Below are 13478 nucleotides of genomic sequence, written 5' to 3' on the forward strand. Positions count from 1 at the left end.
GGCCGTCCGGGGTAGCAATCGGGCGTAGCCAGCAATCCAAATGTCCAATCCGTCAAGGTTGCCGTGGTCCCAGCCGATGCCGTAGACAAGCGGCGGTGAATCACGTTTCCGTTGGCGGAGAAGAAACACATGTCGGATCGGATGAAGATCATCTCCGCTGCCAGGTCGCATGGCGGCGTGCAGGGCGTCTATTCCCACGCTTCGGAAGTCTGCGCCTGCGACATGACGTTTGCCGTCTTCGTGCCGCCGCAGGCCCGTGAAGGACCTTGCCCTGTCGTATGGTACCTCTCCGGTCTCACCTGCACCCACGCCAATGTCATGGACAAGGGAGAGTACAGGCGCATGGCCGCCGAGCTCGGCCTGATCGTCGTCTGTCCCGACACCAGCCCCCGCGGCGCCGATATTCCCAACGAGAAGGACAATTGGCAATTTGGCAGCGGCGCCGGCTTCTATCTCGATGCCACGCAGGAACCCTATGCCAGGAATTATCGCATGTATTCCTATGTCACCGAGGAATTACCGGCGCTGATCGCAGCGGAATTTCCGGCCGACATGAAGCGTCAGGCGATCTTCGGCCACTCGATGGGTGGACATGGCGCATTGACCATCGCGCTGAAGAATCCCGAACGCTTCAAGAGCTGTTCGGCCTTCGCGCCGATCGTGCAGCCCAGCACCGCCGGCTGGTCGAAGCCGGCCTTCGAAAAATATCTCGGTTCCGACGAGAAATCATGGCGGCGCTACGATGCCACCTTGCTCATCGAGGATGGCCACCGCTTCCCCGAGTTTTTCGTTGACCAAGGGACATCGGATGGATTTCTCGACGACGGACTGAGGCCCTGGCTCCTGGAAGCGGCCTGCGCCAAGGCCGGTATTGCGCTGACGCTGCGCATGCAGGACGGCTACGATCACTCGTATTTCTTCATTTCGACATTCATGGACGACCATCTGAGATGGCACGCCCAGAGATTGTTGGATGCTGAAGTCTGAAGTCTAGTCCCGCAGCAGGTCGAACATCAGCTTGAAGAAACGGTCCGCGTCGACTTCGTGGGCGATACGCGCATTGTCTTTTTCACCGCGCTCGCTCCAGAAATCGGCAACCGTCGCTCCGAACGCATAGGTGCCCGACAGATCGACGCCGATATGGGCCGGGCGCGTGCGCACCAGTGTCGGGTCGATGGCGAGCGCCAGAGCCAACGGGTCGTGCATGGCGCCGCCGACGCCCATCGAGTTGCGATGCAGCTTCTCGTAGAACAGCAGCCAGTCGTTGACGAGCTTGCCGAGCGGCGTGTCGATCGTGGCAAGCTCGGCATATTGCGGCGCCTCGATCAGCACCTGCATGGTGACGTCGAGGCCGACCATCAGGATCGGTACGCCGCTGTCCAGCACGATCTTCAGCGCCTCCGGGTCGCAGAAGGCATTGAATTCCGTCGGCGTGATGATCTCGCTCTTGCGGTAGAACACACCGCCCATCCAGATCAGTTCCTTGATCTTGGGCAGCACGTCGCGATGCTTGAGGATCATCAGGCCGATATTGGTCAGCGGGCCGGTGGCGACGACCAGGATCGGCTCGGGCGCGGCGCGGAGCTTGTCGGCCAGGAAATCGACAGCGTGCCGATCGACCGGCTTGATCGCGGCCTGCGGCAGATAGGGCGAGCCTTCGAGGCCGCTCGGGCCGTCGGCGGTGCCGAGCACCAGCGGCCTTGCGAGCGGACGGTGACACCCTTGAGCGACAGGCACGTCGCCGGCGCCGATGTACTCCAGGATGCGCAAGGCGTTGGCGGTCGTCTTCTCGACCTCGGCATTGCCGCATGTCGTGGTGACGCCGACGAGTTCGATGGCCGGCGAGCGATGCGCCATGACCAGCGCAATGGCGTCGTCATGGCCGGGATCGCAGTCGAACAGGATGGGAGTTACAATGGTCATTTTGTCGGTCCTCACGCCGCTCGTTCGTAGCGCGCGATGGTTTGCTTGAAGATGTTCAGGAAGCGGCGGCCGTCGAGATCGGTGCAGATGCGCGTGGTCTTTGGTCCGCCGCCGGGCAGCAGCTGCCGACCGCGATGGGCAACCGTCTGTCCGCGTGCGAGGCGCCCGTCCAGTACGACGTCGACGAAGAGCGGTTCGGTCATCGTGGCCAGGGCCGGATCGAAGGCCAGCGCCACGGTGATGACGTCGTCCATCGGGAAGCCAACGAGGTCGAAGAACTCGCGCCAGATGTCGATGTAGATCGGAAAGCTGTCGGTGATCATCTCCAGGACGGCATTCTTCCGCGCCACGGCCTGCATGTCGGCGATGTCGTCACGCGTCAGCATCGAGGCCGCGACGCGGTTGTCCTCGCAGATATCGAGCGGCACCAGGATCTTGTCGACGTCGGCGTTGAGGACGATGCGCGAGGCCTCAGGGTCCGCCCAGATGTTGTATTCCGACAGCGGCGTGATGTTGCCGGGCGTCTGGAAGTTGCCGCCCAGCACCATGAGCCGCTTCAGCGCGCCGGTCAGGCGCGGCTCCTGCAGCAGCGCCATCGCCGCATTGGTCAATGGGCCTGTGGTCACCAGCGTGATCTCGCCCGGATTGGCCATTACGGTATTGATGATGAAATCGACGGCATGCCCCGGCGTCGCCTGACGCGACGGGGTCGGCGCCGGCGGGTTGAACTTCTTCAGCCGGTCGCCGAAGCGGGCAACGAGCCGCTTCTCGAAATGGACCGGCGCTTCCATGTCGGCCTTGGCATTGCCGACGATCGGCCGCCAGGCGCCGGCATGAACCGGAATGTCGTCGCGCCCGGCAAGCGTCAGCGTGTTGAGCACGACATTCGTGACCTGCTCGATCGGGCCTGCCGCGCCGGTCACGGTGGTCACGCCTTCGAGCCGGACATTCGGGTTCGCCGCGGCAAACAGCACGGCCAGAATGTCGTCGCCGGCAGAATCCACGTCGAGGATTATGCGTTCCATGAGAGTTCCTTCATTGCGGATTTTTGTCGACCTGGGCGCTGTTCCTGTCCGTCGACAAGAGTTTCTGCATCGACGCCAGCGTCTCCTTGATGATCTTTGGCCGTGCCCGGTAGGACAGCGCGAACAGCGCCGTCAGTGCCACGACATAGGGCACGGTCAGCACCAGATAGGACGGAAATCCGAAGGTCTGCAGGCGCAACGAGAAGGCGTCGGCGAATCCGAACAGCAGGCAGCCGGCCAGCACCTTGAGCGGATCGCCGTTGGAGAAGATCAGGATCGCCACCGCCATGAAGCCGCGGCCCGAGGACATGTTCTCGGTGAACATGGTGATGTAGCCGAGCGACAGATGCGCGCCGGCCAGCCCCGCCAGCAATCCGCACAGCAGCGAGGCGATGTAGCGGACGCGGGTGATCGAGATGCCGAGCGCTTCGGCCGCCTCGGGTTTCTCGCCGACGACGCGGATATAGAGCCCGAGCCGGGTGCGGTTGTAGAACAGCACCAGCAGCGGCACCGCGATGAACGCGACATAGACGATCGGCGTGAACCCCGAGACCAGCGGCGCCCATGAGCCGAGCAGTGCCTGCGCGCCGGGTATCTGCACCTTGGGCAGGCCGACAATGCCGTGACCGACGATCGATCCGCGCGTGCCGAAAATCGCTTTCATCAGCGAGATCGTCATGCCGCCGGCAAGGATGTTGAGCGCCAGCCCGACGACCACCTCATTGGCCCGCAACGTCACCACCAAAACGGCAAAGGCGAGCGCGAAGGCAAGTGCTGCGGCGACACCGCAGGCGACACCCGCGAAGGCCGAACCCGTCCAGATCGAGCCGATGACGGCGAAGAAGGCGCCGGCCAGCATCTGCCCCTCTAGACCGATGTTGAAGATGCCGGCCTTGGTGGTGAACGACCCACCAAGAGCGACCAGGAGAATGGGCGCGGTGGTGCGCAGCGTCGCCGCGATCAGCGCGACGTTGATGAGCTTATCTAGAATTTCCATCGCCGCTCCCCCGCCTGGCTGTCGCCGCGGCGTTTGATCAGAACCTGCGCCGATACGCTGAGGATGATCAACGCCTGGATCACGGTGATGATTTCGCGTGACGCGCTGGTATCGACCTCGAGCAGCAGCGACCCGCTGCGCAGCGCGCCAAAGAACAGCGCCGTGACGATGGTGGCAACCGGCGAGCCGTTGGCGAGCAGGGCGGCGATCAGCCCGTCGAAGCCGAAGCCAGGCGCAAAGCCTTCCATGAACCGGTGGTGCACGCCGAGCGTCTCGACGCCGCCGGCCAGTCCGCCGACGGCGCCCGAAAGCAGCAGGACCACGAAGCCCTGACGTTTCACGTTGACGCCGCCATATTCGGCGAATTTCGGCGCCGAACCGACCATGGTCACGCCGTAGCCCCAACTGGTGTAGCGGAAGACCAGCGCGACGCCGACCGCCAGCAGCAGGCCGATCGCCAGTCCCCAGTTCAGCCGCGAGAATGAAAAGATCTCAGGCAGATAGGCCGTCGCCAGGATCGGCGGTGTCTCCGACCAGCCGCCGGGCCGCTTGAACAGGAAGATGGTGAAATAGGAGGTGAGCAGAACGGCGATGTAGTTCGACAGGATTGTCGAGACCACTTCGTTGGTGTTGTAGCGGGCGCGGAAATAGGCAGGGATGGCGACCCAGGCGGCACCTGCGGCGATCGCGAGCGCCAGCGCAGCCAGCGTATGGATGCCTGGCGGTAGGGAAAAGCTGAAGCCGACCCAGGCGGCGGCAAATCCGCCCAGGAAAAGCTGGCCCTCGATGCCGACATTGAACATGCCGCCGCGCAGCCCGATGCAGGCGGCGACGCCACAAATCAGGATCGGTGTCGTCTGCAGCAAGGTACCGGCAATTTTCTCCTGGTCGCCGAAGGCGCCGCGCAGCAGCGTCATCAAGACACGGACCGGGCTTTCGCCGACCATGAGGATGATGATGGCTCCCAGCAGCAAGGCAACGCCGATGGCGATGATCTGACCGGAAAAGGCGCGCAAGCGGTCACTCATCATGCGGGCTCCAGCTCAGGCGATACGCCCGCCATCATCATGCCGATACGGTCCTCGTCGGCATCATCACCGGCGACTTCGCCCATGATCCGCCCGTTGAACATCACCAGGATGCGATCGGCAAGCGCCGCCAGCTCATCAAGCTGCACGGAAATCAGCAGGATCGCACGGCCGGCCGCGCGCTGGCGCATGATCTCGTCATGGATGGCCTCCTGGGCGCCGATGTCGACGCCGCGCGTCGGCTGATCGATCAGCAGGAAGTCGGCACCATTGGTGAATTCGCGCGCCAGCACGACCTTCTGGATATTGCCGCCCGACAGCCGCTTGACGGGATCGCCCGACCCTTGCGCGCGAATATCGAAGCTCTTGATCAGCGCTCCGGCATTCCCGGCGATCGCCTTCCAGTCCAGCACGCCGCCGCGGCTCCACGGTGCACGATGCTGGCGGCCCATCAGCGTGTTTGCCGCGATCGACGCATTGCGATCGACCCCGCGCACCATGCGGTCGCCCGGCACATGGGCAAGGCCCGCCTCGCGTATCGCGGCTGGGGAAAGCATGGTGAGATCCCGGCCTTTCAGCCATGCCTCGCCATGGCTTGCCGGCCGCAGGCCGGAAAGCACCTCCGCCAACTCCGTCTGCCCATTGCCGGCCACGCCGGCGATTCCCACCACTTCGCCAGCGCGAACGGTGAAACTGGCGCCGCGAACAGCCGGCAGCCGGCGGTCGTCACGCGCCCACAGATCCTTGACCTCGAGGACGGCGCCGCCATGCAGCGCCGCGCGCGGCCGGCGGTCGAAACTGACCTCGCGGCCGACCATCATGCGCACCAATTCGTCCTTGCTGAGTTCCGATGTCGGACGAGTTGCCACCTTCCTGCCGTTGCGCAGCACCGTCACCGTGTCGGACACCTCCATCACCTCTTCCAGATGGTGCGAGATGAAGATCACCGTCATGCCTTCGGCCACGAAACTGCGCAGTGTCTGGAACAGCTCACGGCTCTCCTGCGGCGTCAGCACGGCGGTCGGCTCGTCGAGGATGATGGTGCGGGCGCCGCGCACCAGAACCTTGAGGATTTCGATGCGCTGCTCGATGCCGACCGAGAGCAGTCCGACGCGCTCCGTCGGGTCGACATGCAGCCCGAAACGCTTCGACAGGTCGCGTGTGCGTTCGATCTGGGCGGCATGGTCGATCAATCCATGACGGCGGATTTCCATGCCGAGAAAGACGTTGTCGGCGACCGAGAGCGAAGGCACCAGCTTGAAATGCTGGTGCACCATGCCGAGCCCGGCCTTGATCGCGGCGGCCGGATCGGCGACCACGGTCGTCTCGCCATTCAGCCGGATCGAGCCCTCGTCCGGCTGGAGCAGGCCGAACAGGATGTTCATCAGCGTCGTCTTGCCGGCGCCGTTCTCGCCGATGATGGCGTGGATTTCGCCCCGGCGTACGACCAGGTCGATGCCGTCATTGGCGATGAAGGCGCCAAACCGCTTGGTGATGGCAGCCAGTTCGACGGCCATCGCGGAGGTGCTGTGGAGGGGCGGTGACCCCGGCGCGTTCGACACGATGCTCTCCCAGATTGGGGGCTCTCATAAACTGGACGCTGATCCGTCGCGGCAAGCCGCGGCGGATCAGCGTAGCGCTTTCTTGGGAGGGATGCGCTGGTGTTGGCCTATTTCGCCTTGGTGATCGCGATCTTGCCGTCGACGATGCCCTTTTTGATGTCGTCCAGCTTGGCGGTCACGTCGGCCGGAATCGTGGGGGCGATATCGTCGCACACCTTGAACTCGACACCGCCCGAAGCGAGGTCGAACGTGCGGGTGCCGGCGGTCACCTTGTGGCCCCCGACTTCGTCCTTGATCAGCGTGTAGACCGCGATGTCGCCCCGCTTCAACATGCTGCCGAGCACATTCCCGGGAGCCGTGCCGCACATGTCGATATCGACGCCGATCGAATATTTGTCAGCGGCGGCACTTGCCTGCATCACGCCTTCACCCGTCGGGCCGGCAACGTTGTAGACGATGTCGGAGCCCTGGCCGTAAAGCGCCTGGGCAAGTTCGCTGCCCTTGGCCGGGTCGTCGAAGGTTCCGGCGAACACGGAATTCACCTTCACATCGGGCGCGGCATATTTTGCGCCCTGCTCGTAGCCGCCGAGGAAGTTGCGGATCACCGGGATATCGCGGCCGCCGACGAAACCGATTGCCTTGCCGTCGCCGATCTTGGGAAATTCACTGCCCTTGGCCTCGACCATGCCGGCCAGCGCGCCGGCGACGAACGAGCCCTGCTCCTCGGCGAAGTTGGCGTAGATCATCTTGGGATTGTCGAGCACGCCGTCGATGAACACGAAGCGCTGGTCGGGATATTCCTTGCTGACCTTCTGCAACGAGTCCACCAACTCCCAGCCCATCACGAAGATGAGGTCGTATTGCTTGCCCTTGGCGAGGTTTTCGAACTGCTCCTCATAGTCGAGGGCACGATTGCCGGTGTCGACCAGCTTGAGGTCGATGCCGAAATCGGTCTTGGCCTTGTTGAGGCCGTTGACGATCGAAACGCCGAAGCCCTGTGCGAAATATCCCGAGATGGCGGCCACGGAAACCTTGGACTGTGCGGCGGCCGATCCCAACGAAACGGCAAGCATCGTGCCGGCCAGAAACAAACTCTTGAGCGCCCTTGTCATGTCATTCCCCTTCAGCTTTTTTCAGCTTTTGAAGCCACGCCTTGACCATCCCCTAAATATCGCCGGGACACTGGCGAGTTCGTTGATGGTCATATGAGTTTATGAGCGGCCAAACAGGCTGTCAATCGTCCTCCGGTGCAGTTTTCTAACCGCTTTGTCCGCATGGTCCTTGTCGACGCTTGACAAATATCGGCGATGCATAATTGTTGGTACTCTAACGAGTTTCATCAGAACGACGGGACGAAGGAAACGCGCCATGCCGGCTGTTGTGGTCAGGAAATTTCTGGTTCAGGTCGAAGAGATCTTCCATGAGGGCGGCCCCCTCGCGGCCCGCCCGCCCAAGCGCGGCGCGATCGTGGCGGTCATCGCCAACCCCTTTGCCGGACGCTACGTGGAAGAGATCACCGGATTCATGGAGGACCTGAAGCCGCTCGGCCTCGACATGGCCCGGCGCCTGATCGCCGCCATGGGCGAGGGGGTTTCAGCCATCGAAGGCTATGGCAAGGGCGCCGTCGTCGGCGCCGCCGGCGAGCTCGAACACGGTGCGCTCTGGCACAATCCGGGCGGCTACGCGATGCGCGAACTTCTCGGCAACGCCAAGGCTATCGTACCGTCGACCAAGAAGGTCGGTGGCCCGGGAACGCGCATCGACATTCCGATAACGCACATAAACGCCTCCTATGTGCGCAGCCATTTCGACGCCATCGAGATCGGCGTCGGCGATGCGCCGCGCAGCGACGAGATGGCTGTCATCCTGGCGATGACCACCGGGGCGCGCGTTCACGCTCGGGTCGGCGGCCTGGCGGCAGCCGATATCAAGGGCGAGGACGGCTTGCGATGAGCCCTGAAATCCGCCGCGTCATTACCATCGTCGAGGAAACCCTGATCGAAGGCGGCCGCCCCGTCGATCCGCCAACGCGTCGCGCCGCGGTGATCGCGGTGATCCGCAATCCCTATGCCGGCACTTTTGTCGAGGATCTGTCGGCGCTGAGTGTCGTTGGTGAGGCGTTGGGCGACATCTTGCCCAGGCGGGCCGTCGCGGCCCTCGGCATTGGCGGTGACCAGGTCGAGAGCTTCGGCAAGGCCGCCGCCGTTGGCGCCGATGGCGAGCTTGAACATGCCGCCGCCATCCTTCATCCAACGCTCGGCGCCCCGTTCCGCGATGTGCTCGGCAAGGGGGCCGCGCTCATCCCCTCATCGAAGAAGCGCGGTGGCCTTGGCGTGCCGCTCGACATTCCGCTCGGCCACAAGGACGCGGCGCGGGTGCGCAGCCATTTCGACGGCATGGAGGTTCGCGTTCCCGACGCACCGCGTGCCGACGAGATCGTCGTCGCCATCGCCGTCACCGATTCCGGCAGGCCGCATCCGCGTGTCGGCGGGCTGACCACGGACAAGATCGTCGGCAAGGACGGCGTAAGTTGATGCGTTCGCAGGTGGCTGCCGCTACGCCGCCCTGACTTCCGGCACCCGCATCGCCGGCGGAGTATTGCGGCTGCGGTTGGTGCGCACCTCGCCGTCGATGATCACCATGCCGATACCAGGCAAATTGCCGAGCGCCACGCTGTCGAGCAGTCCGTCACCGGCGCCGCCGATCGCCTGGTCGATGAAGATGAGATCGGCGGCGCGGCCGACCTCGATGATGCCGCGGTCAGCCAGTCCGCGCACGCGCGCCGTGTTGCCGCTGGCAAGGCAGAACGCCACTTCAGGGGCGATACCGCCCAGCGAAGCCAGCATCGTCAGCGTCCTCAGGATGCCGAGCGGCTGCACGCCCGATCCGGCCGGGCTATCGGTACCGAGGATGACGCGCGAAAGTTCGCCGCGCTGTCTTGCCAGCTCGAGCACGAACAGCCCGGTGCGCAGATTGCCGTTGTGGACGATTTCCAGCGCGCGCGAGCCGTTCTCGCAGATCTGCCGGATCTCGACTTCCGGCAGTGCCGTCGGTCCGCCATTGACGTGAGCCACGATGTCGGCATCGACCTCCAGCACGACATCGGCGCCGATGCGGCCGGAGCCGGGCAGGGATGGGCCGCCCGTATGGGTCATCGAGGTCATGCCGTATTTGCGCGCCCAGCCGATCATCTGGCGGCCGGTCGGACCGTCCTTGACGCCGCCGAGCCCGACCTCGCCGACAAGCGTCACGCCGGCCTCGGCGAGGGCGCGGAAATCCTCCTCGACTAGGCCTGGTTCCAGTATGGGAGCGCCGGCCAGGATCTTCATGCCGTTGGGGCGGAAGTTGGAGAAGGTCCTCTGCGCCGCGATCGCCAGCGCCTTCAGCCCGACCAGGTCGCGCGGGCGGCCCGGTGTGTGGACCTCTCCCGCCGAAATGATCGTGGTGACGCCGCCATGCACGGTCGAATCCATCCAGCCGATCTGGTTTTGCCGCGGCGTCCAATCGCCCGCGACCGGATGGACATGGTTGTCGATGAGCCCCGGCGCCACGGCGCAGCCCATCGCGTCGATGATCGTCGCCGCATTGCCGCCGTCGACCTCGCTTGCCTTGCCGATGGCGGAAATGCGCCCGTCGGCAACGACAATGGTGTCGGCCTCGAGGATCGGTCGGCCGAGGTCACCGCTCAGCATCAGGCCGATATTGCGGACGACGAGCGTGTTGGCAGACGACTTGGGGTCGGACGACATCGGTTCTCACTTCTGCTGGTATGGAACGTCCCGACGCGGCCTATTTGCCGCTGTCGCCATTCGATGGATCGTCGTCGTTGATGCGCGTGAGCAGGCGGAGCAACGTCGCCTGCTCGGCGGGTGAAAGCGGCGACAGGAAGCGGCGCCCGACTTCGACGCTGCGTTCAAGCCGTTCGAGCGTATACTCGGTCCCCTTCTCGGTCAGAGCGATCATCGACAGGCGCTGGTCGGTGTCGGAGGCGCTGCGCGTGATCAGTCCGTGCTTGAGCAGCTTGCGCATCACGATGCTGATGGTCGACGGGTCCATCGCCGTCAGCCGGCCGAGGTGGTTCTGCGAGACCTCGCCATGCTTGAGGATCGTGGCAAGCGCGGCGAACTGGGTCGGCGAAAGGTCTTCACCCGCCATCACCTGCTGGAACCGCAGCGTCGCGCGCTGATGCGCCTTGCGGATGACGTGAGCCGGATGGAGGTCCAACGCGTATCCGGTCTGCGCGTATTGCTGCAGTACCTGCTCGCGGCTCAGCGGCGGCGCCTTGCCGCGCTGCCGCTTCGGTGTCGCGTCTTTCTCGGATTTCTTTTCGGTCGTCAAACCGGACTCCTGTTGCCTGTCTTGGATGTTGCTCACTCCAGGGCTCAAGCCGCAACTTCAGCCGGTTGCAGTGAGGCTCCATCGCGAAGAGCCGCGACGACATCAGCCGAACCGCTGACCACGCCGAAATGAGTCGCTATATCGTAGAGCGAGCTTTCCTGCTCGCGCGGTCCCGTCGCCGCGCAGCAATCGCTTGGCACCACCACTTCATAGCCCTGGAAAAAAGCGTCGTGGACGGTCGAGCGCACGCAGATATTGGTGACCACGCCGAATATGACCAGCTGGTCGACCTGCATGTCCTTGAGCGTCAGGTCGAGGTCGGTCTGAAAGAAGGCCGAGTAGCGGCGCTTGATCACGTGGATCTCATCGTCGCGGGCACCCAGGTCCTCGATGATTTCAGGTCCCCAGCTTCCTTCCACGCAATGCGGCGTGCGCTTCACCCATTCGCGCTCGCGGCGCATGCCCGGCCGGTGCGCGTCGTGAACCCAGATCACCGGGACGCCGGCGGCGCGCGCAGCCTCGATGACAGCCAGTTGCGGTGGGACCAGCGTCTCATAGCCAGGCAGGACCATGGCCCCGCCGGGCTTGCAGAATTCATTGACCATATCGATGACCACGATCGCCGCACGGTGCCGATCGAGGCGCATCGCGTCGTCGTGCCGGTGTGAGGAAAAGACGTCCACGGCCATGGCGGTCTCCTTGGGTCGATCGTTGATGCTCATACAAAAAACCCTGGCGAATGCCAAGTCAATCCCGTTCGACGCAAAGCGGTGACCGCCAGCCTTGCGCACGTTGGTCGCACCAGCGTATGCGCTATTTGTCCGGCGCGACATGGCCTTGACAAGAGGTGGCAATCATGTGCTCGATTTGTATGACCATCAATGACATTCAGATCGCCAAGTTTGCCGGGCCGAGGGCTGTGATATGAAGACAATCATCACCGGGGCCAGCGGTCTGCTTGGGCGCCATGTGGCCGAGGCCCTGGTTGCGGCCGGCCACGATGTGCTGGGCATCGACGCGGTGGCGCCCGCCGGCGCGGCATGGCGGCACGCCACCGCCGATCTGACGGATCTGGGATCGACCCTGCAGCTGGTACGCGATTGCGATGCCGTGGTGCATGTGGCGGCGATCCCGCGCCCAACCGGGCGGGCCGGCGGCGAGGTGTTCAAGACCAACATCGCGACCGCCTACAATGTCGTCGAGGCCGCTGCCCTGGCCGGCGCCAGGCGCCTCGTCTATGCCTCGTCCTTCAGCGTCTTCGGCTATCCCTTCTTCGAGAAGACGGTCATTCCGCCTTATCTGCCGGTCGATATGAACCATCCGGTCGGTGCGCAGGATCCCTACGGCCTGTCGAAATGGCTGGGTGAGGAGATCGTCGACGCCGCGGTGCGCCGCGGCGCGTTTTCAGCCGTCAGCATCCGCATGCCGTGGATCCAGACCCCGCGGTCCTTCTTCGCCGGCGTCGGTCCTCGCCGCGCCACCGCCGACAGTGCCCGCGACCTGTGGAGCTATCTCGACGCGCGCGATGCCGGTCAAGGCTTTCTGCGGGCGCTCGAGTGGCAAGGCAGTGGCCATCTGCGCGTCCTGCTCAGCGCCGCCGACACCTTCATGGAGGAGGAAAGCGAGCCGCTCGTGCGCCGGGTCTATCCAGCTGTCCCGCTGTCGCGGCCGATTGCCGGCTTCGGTTCGGTGCTCGATACGGCCCATGCGCGCGAAACGATCGGCTTCGAGCCGCGGCACTCATGGCGTTCCTATCCAAAGCCGGAGACCCAGGGATGAAGCGGTTCGACCGGAAGAAAGTCCTCGTCACCGGCGGTGCCGGCGCCATTGGCAGCGCCGCGGTCCGGCGTTTTCTCGACGAAGGCGCGCGGGTCGCGATCGTCGACCGCAACGGCGCGGCGGCGCGGCAACTGGCCAGCTCGCTTGGCAAAAAAATCATCGCCATCGAGGCCGACGTCACCGACGAGAACAGCGTGCGCGGCGCCGTCGAAACGGCCGTCGAGGCCTTCGGCGGGCTGGATGTGGTGTTCAACAATGCCGGGATTTCCGGTGTCGTCGCTCCCGTGCACGAGCTGCCGGTGGAGGATTGGGACGCCGTCATCCGCATCAATTTGCGCGGTATCTTCCTCGTCTTGCAGGCATCGCTCCAGGCCATGATCAAGGCCGGAACCGGCGGCTCGATCGTCAATATGGGATCGTCGATGGCCGGTTGGGACGTCCTGTCAGGCGGCGCCGGCTATGTCGCGTCGAAACATGGCGTGGTCGGACTGACGCGGGTCGCGGCGCTCGATGCCGCGCCTTACGGCATCCGGGTCAACGCCATCTGTCCGGGTGTCATCGAGACGACGCTCGGCGTGCCGGCTTCTGGGGAGGGCGATTTCAAGAGCAGCGTCCAGCATTTCGCCGACCGGATTCCGTTGCGCCGCATCGGCCAACCGGACGATGTCGCCGCGGCGGTGGCTTTCCTCGCCTCGGACGAGGCAAGGCACGTCACCGGCGTCGACTGGCTGATCGACGGCGGCCAGACCTTGCAGAGCTGGGCCAACGCGCCGGCCGGCGACACGTTTCCGAAGGTTCGCTAGGAGATGCCGGGCGGGCTCTTCTC

Annotated in this window: 14 protein-coding genes; 5 read left to right on the forward strand and 9 right to left on the reverse strand. The window is 64.4% G+C overall.

Annotated features, from left to right (window positions below; translation table 11 throughout):
* Positions 1 to 129 precede the first annotated feature (129 nt).
* The gene (gene fghA / locus EN851_RS17395) at positions 130 to 987 is read left to right on the forward strand and encodes an S-formylglutathione hydrolase (RefSeq protein ID WP_135929665.1); all 858 of its coding nucleotides are present in this window, start codon (positions 130 to 132) and stop codon (positions 985 to 987) included.
* A 3-nt stretch (positions 988 to 990) separates the two neighbouring features.
* Here the strand turns inward: fghA and EN851_RS17400 are convergent, their stop codons facing one another.
* The 6 genes from EN851_RS17400 to EN851_RS17425 all read right to left on the reverse strand — a co-directional run bounded on the left by EN851_RS17400 (position 991) and on the right by EN851_RS17425 (position 7647).
* Positions 991 to 1923, reverse strand: a complete 933-nt coding sequence (locus EN851_RS17400) for a nucleoside hydrolase (protein ID WP_135929666.1) — start codon at positions 1921 to 1923, stop codon at positions 991 to 993.
* 11 nt (positions 1924 to 1934) lie between these two features.
* Complete coding sequence (locus EN851_RS17405; protein WP_135881743.1) at positions 1935 to 2948, reverse strand: nucleoside hydrolase; 1014 nt, start codon at positions 2946 to 2948, stop codon at positions 1935 to 1937.
* Positions 2949 to 2958: 10 nt separating this feature from the next.
* Positions 2959 to 3945 carry an ABC transporter permease gene (locus tag EN851_RS17410; RefSeq protein ID WP_135929667.1) on the reverse strand — a complete coding sequence of 329 codons (987 nt, stop codon included), beginning with the start codon at positions 3943 to 3945 and terminating at the stop codon, positions 2959 to 2961.
* The gene (locus EN851_RS17415; protein ID WP_135929668.1) at positions 3933 to 4973 is read right to left on the reverse strand and encodes an ABC transporter permease; all 1041 of its coding nucleotides are present in this window, start codon (positions 4971 to 4973) and stop codon (positions 3933 to 3935) included. Before EN851_RS17415 ends, EN851_RS17410 begins: the two co-directional genes overlap by 13 nt.
* Complete coding sequence (locus EN851_RS17420; protein ID WP_245464340.1) at positions 4973 to 6490, reverse strand: ABC transporter ATP-binding protein; 1518 nt, start codon at positions 6488 to 6490, stop codon at positions 4973 to 4975. The genes EN851_RS17415 and EN851_RS17420 overlap by 1 nt, the downstream gene beginning before the upstream one ends.
* A gap of 152 nt (positions 6491 to 6642) precedes the next feature.
* Positions 6643 to 7647 (reverse strand): BMP family ABC transporter substrate-binding protein, encoded by a 1005-nt coding sequence (locus EN851_RS17425; protein WP_127870480.1) that lies wholly within the window; start codon positions 7645 to 7647, stop codon positions 6643 to 6645.
* A gap of 256 nt (positions 7648 to 7903) precedes the next feature.
* Between EN851_RS17425 and EN851_RS17430 the strand changes: the two genes are divergently transcribed.
* Both EN851_RS17430 and EN851_RS17435 read left to right on the forward strand, forming a co-directional pair.
* Complete coding sequence (locus EN851_RS17430; protein WP_135929669.1) at positions 7904 to 8488, forward strand: amino acid synthesis family protein; 585 nt, start codon at positions 7904 to 7906, stop codon at positions 8486 to 8488.
* The gene (locus EN851_RS17435; RefSeq protein ID WP_127870482.1) at positions 8485 to 9069 is read left to right on the forward strand and encodes an amino acid synthesis family protein; all 585 of its coding nucleotides are present in this window, start codon (positions 8485 to 8487) and stop codon (positions 9067 to 9069) included. The genes EN851_RS17430 and EN851_RS17435 overlap by 4 nt, the downstream gene beginning before the upstream one ends.
* A gap of 21 nt (positions 9070 to 9090) precedes the next feature.
* Here EN851_RS17435 and EN851_RS17440 read toward each other — a convergent pair whose 3' ends face one another.
* The 3 genes from EN851_RS17440 to EN851_RS17450 are packed head-to-tail and all read right to left on the reverse strand — an operon-like array spanning position 9091 to position 11562.
* On the reverse strand, positions 9091 to 10284 hold the full coding sequence (locus tag EN851_RS17440) for an amidohydrolase family protein (RefSeq protein ID WP_135881740.1): 1194 nt from the start codon (positions 10282 to 10284) through the stop codon (positions 9091 to 9093).
* 40 nt (positions 10285 to 10324) lie between these two features.
* Positions 10325 to 10873: a MarR family winged helix-turn-helix transcriptional regulator gene (locus EN851_RS17445; protein ID WP_127276136.1), complete on the reverse strand. Its 549-nt coding sequence runs from the start codon at positions 10871 to 10873 to the stop codon at positions 10325 to 10327.
* A gap of 44 nt (positions 10874 to 10917) precedes the next feature.
* Positions 10918 to 11562 carry an isochorismatase family cysteine hydrolase gene (locus EN851_RS17450; protein WP_127276138.1) on the reverse strand — a complete coding sequence of 215 codons (645 nt, stop codon included), beginning with the start codon at positions 11560 to 11562 and terminating at the stop codon, positions 10918 to 10920.
* Positions 11563 to 11797: 235 nt separating this feature from the next.
* Here EN851_RS17450 and EN851_RS17455 point away from each other — a divergent pair, with 235 nt between their 5' ends.
* Complete coding sequence (locus tag EN851_RS17455; RefSeq protein ID WP_135929670.1) at positions 11798 to 12652, forward strand: NAD(P)-dependent oxidoreductase; 855 nt, start codon at positions 11798 to 11800, stop codon at positions 12650 to 12652.
* Positions 12649 to 13455 carry an SDR family NAD(P)-dependent oxidoreductase gene (locus EN851_RS17460; protein WP_127870485.1) on the forward strand — a complete coding sequence of 269 codons (807 nt, stop codon included), beginning with the start codon at positions 12649 to 12651 and terminating at the stop codon, positions 13453 to 13455. The genes EN851_RS17455 and EN851_RS17460 overlap by 4 nt, the downstream gene beginning before the upstream one ends.
* Positions 13456 to 13478 lie beyond the last annotated feature (23 nt).

This window comes from Mesorhizobium sp. M8A.F.Ca.ET.208.01.1.1 (assembly GCF_004791315.1).
GTDB lineage: Bacteria > Pseudomonadota > Alphaproteobacteria > Rhizobiales > Rhizobiaceae > Mesorhizobium.